The organism is Actinosynnema sp., assembly GCF_052038725.1.
The window spans coordinates 1-3,042 of sequence record NZ_JBQGCX010000245.1; the positions used below are offsets into that span (position 1 = coordinate 1).

General features: G+C 76.6%; 2 protein-coding genes. Both read right to left on the minus strand.

Translation table 11 applies throughout. From position 1 onward, the window contains the following. Positions 1-24: 24 nt before the first annotated feature. Positions 25-1,239 carry a primosomal protein gene (locus ACTUAL_RS04805; protein ID WP_096497005.1) on the minus strand — a complete coding sequence of 405 codons (1,215 nt, stop codon included), beginning with the start codon at positions 1,237-1,239 and terminating at the stop codon, positions 25-27. Between the two features lie 82 nt (positions 1,240-1,321). Next, entirely contained in the window at positions 1,322-2,944 is a 1,623-nt protein-coding gene (locus tag ACTUAL_RS04810) for a hypothetical protein (protein WP_440899395.1), read from the minus strand. Positions 2,945-3,042: the final 98 nt, after the last annotated feature.

A 3,042-nucleotide genomic window follows, 5' to 3' on the forward strand; every position in this document is an offset into this window, starting at 1 on the left:
CCCCCCCCTCCGCACGTCGGGCGACTAGTGCACGCGCAGCCGGTCCTCGAACGCCGCCGACAGCGCCCGCCACGCGGCCACCTCGGCGTCGTACGGCGCGCTCGGGGCCAACCGGTTGGGGTCGGGCTTGAGCACGTACGACACCAGCCAGCCCAGGCTCTCGGACTGGTTCAGCGCCAGCTTCACGCTGTCGTCGCCCGCCCAGTCGGCCGCGTCCTCCAGCAGCTCGACCACCAGGTCCAGCTGGGTCGGGTCGATGCCGTCGGGGCCCTCGGCGATGTCCTCGTCCAGGCCGGTCAGCACGTAGACGTTGTCCGGGTCGACCTCGACCTCCAGGTCGCCGCCGGTCGCCTTGACCACCAGCTCCTGCCAGGTCGACACCTCGGTGAGGTCGTTGTCGTCGGCCTCCACGATGAACCGGGACAGCGCGCGCGGCGAGGTGAACGCGTCGATCTTCCCCCGGCGACCGAGGAACAGCGGCTCGTCGTCCAGGTAGCAGCGCAGCGTGTAGTACTCGCCCGCGCTGGTGATGATCTTCACCGGGTCGATGCCGACCTCGGACCAGAACGTGGGGGCGGTCCCGCCCTCCTCGTCCTCCTCCACGTCGTCGTCCTCGGCGCGGGCGGCCTCCACCGCCTCCTGGTACGCGGCCAGCTCCTCCTGCCCCTTCGCGAGCGCGGCCTCGTCCACGTCCGGGGTGGACACGACCTCGTCGATCGCGTCGAGCACCTCGTCCCACTTCTCCGCGACGACCTGGCCCAGCTCGCTCCACAGCGCCTTGCCCTCGCGGCCGGTGAACGGCAGCGTGCCCTGCGGCAGCAGCGCGAAGCCCTCGGCCGAGTCGAGCACCTCGTGGACCTTCTCCAGGTCGCACACCTCGGCCAGCGACCGCACGATCGACACCACGTCGGCCAGCTCGCCGATCACCCAGGTGTCGGGGTCCTCGGCGACCAGCTCGGGCACGCCGACCAGGTCGAACTGGTGGTTCTCGTCAGGGGAGAGCTCCTCCACCCCCAGCGCGGGCACCACGTGCCACGCGGGGTGGTCGGTGAGGTCGTGCTCCTCGGCCTCGCGCACGAACGCCGCGAGGTGCGCGGCGTCGGGGAAGGCGTAAAGGTCCTCCTCGTGCCCGAGGAAGGCCTCCCACTCCTCGCCCTCCTCCCGCCAGCGGGGAGCCCACAGGGTGACGACGTCCCCCTGGGTGAGTCCCAGCTCGATCGGGACGATGTCCTGCGCCATCAGACCTCCCGGTCAACGCCTTGCGGCCAACGCCTTGCAGCCCGTGCGGTGCGGGACCAGAGCCTACGGGGTCGATCTCCGACTACCGCCGCTGGCTGCGGTACCGGTCCCCTTCGTCTTCGGGGCGGGGCCCGCCGCGACGGCCGGGCGGGGGCGGCGGGGGCGGGTAGCCGCCCCGGTTCTGCCCACCGCCCTGGGGCCCGCCGGGGGGAGCCCACGGCTGCTGGCCGCCGTGCTGCTGCTGGTAGCCGTCCTGCGGGCCCTGGGGACCGCCCTGGCCCACCCCGCCCTGGCCCACCCCGCGCTGCCACGGCCCCGGCGGGACCGGGTTGGCGGGCGGCGGCGGGAACCGGCCGGGGCCGCCGGGCGGGATCGTGCCCGCACCGGGCGGCACGGCGCCGGGCGGGATCGGGCCCGCGCCCGGTGGGAGCGGCTGCGGCGGGCGGGTCAGCGCGCCGGGCGGACGGCCGCCGGGACCGCCGGGGCGGCCCTGCTGCGGTCCGGGGAGGTTCCGGGGACCGCCCTGGGGGCCGTTCGGCGGCTGACCGCCCTGCGGCTCGTCGTAGGCGATCGTGGGCCGCCAGTCGCTGGCGTGCCAGGCGGCGACGCGGTCGGCGGCCACCGGGTGGTCGGTCGCGAACGACTGCCACCGGGTGTCCATCGCGGCCACCGGCATCGCCGCGGCCGTGCCGGGCGGCGGCTGCGGCATGGACGGCGCGCGGGACTGGCCCGGCGCCTGGGGGAACAGCGGGTTCTGGGGGAGCTCGACGCCCAGGTCGCGCCGCGACGGCCGCCCGGAGAGCCGCCCCTGCGGACGCCCGGCGAGCGGCGCGGGACTCGGCGCGGACGGCTGCGCGGGCGCCGCCTGCGGTCCCGAGCCCTGGCCTGCCGGAACCTGCGGCGCCGCGACCGGGGGCGCGGGGGCCTGACCTGCCGGGTTCTGCGCCGCCGTGCCCTGCGCGGCCGGGTTCTGCGCTGCCGTGCCCTGTGCGGCCGTGCCCTGCGCTGCCGAGTGCTGGGCTGCCGAGTGCTGGGCCGCCTGGTTCTGGGCCGCCGGGTTCTGCGCTGCTTGGCTCTGGGCCGCCGGGCTCTGGGCTGCCGGGCTCTGGGGCGCTTGGCCCTGGTTGCCCTGGTTCTGGGGCGCCGGAGGCTGCCCGCCGGGGCTGTTCTCGGCCCCCGCGATCACGGACGGCTTCCACTCCCACGGCTGCTCACCGGGTGCGCCCTGCCCGCCGCGCCCCGCCGCGTGGTGCCTGCCCTCGCGCTGCTCCTGCCCGCCCTCGCCCTGCTCGGTCGAGGTCTGGAACGGGACCTGGCTGCCCTCGCGCTGCCACGGCGCGCTGCCGCCGCCCGCGGCGCCCCGGTCGGTCGACGCCTGCCACGAGGAGGCGGTGGGCGGCTGCCAGGCGTGCTCGGCCGAGGCCGGGACCTGCCCGGCGCTCGCGGCGTCGCCCAGCGCGGGCTCCGAGGGGCTCGCGGCGGGCGGCACCGGCCGGACGATCTTGCTCGTGACGTGCTCGGCGGCCTCCTCCTCGGCGTTCGCCTCGCGCTCCAGCTCCACGTCCAGCCCCAGGTCGCGGGCGCGCTTGAGCACCCGCTCCAGTCCGGGCGCGGGTTCGGGCTCGTCGTCCTGCACCTGCTCGGCCCGCTCGGCGCGCTCCTGCTCGGCCCGTTCCTGCTCGGCGCGCTCCTGCTGGACCCGCACCTGCTCGGACCGCTCGCGCTCCTGCTGCCGCTCCCGGTCGAGGTCGAGCTAGCGCTCCAGCTGCATGGACCGGACCAGCTCCCGCTCGCGCTCCTCCG

Bases quoted from the DNA above. Each gene is read 5' to 3' on its own strand.
- ACTUAL_RS04805 (WP_096497005.1), bottom strand. From the start codon at position 1,239: ATGGCGCAGGACATCGTCCCGATCGAGCTGGGACTCACCCAGGGGGAC.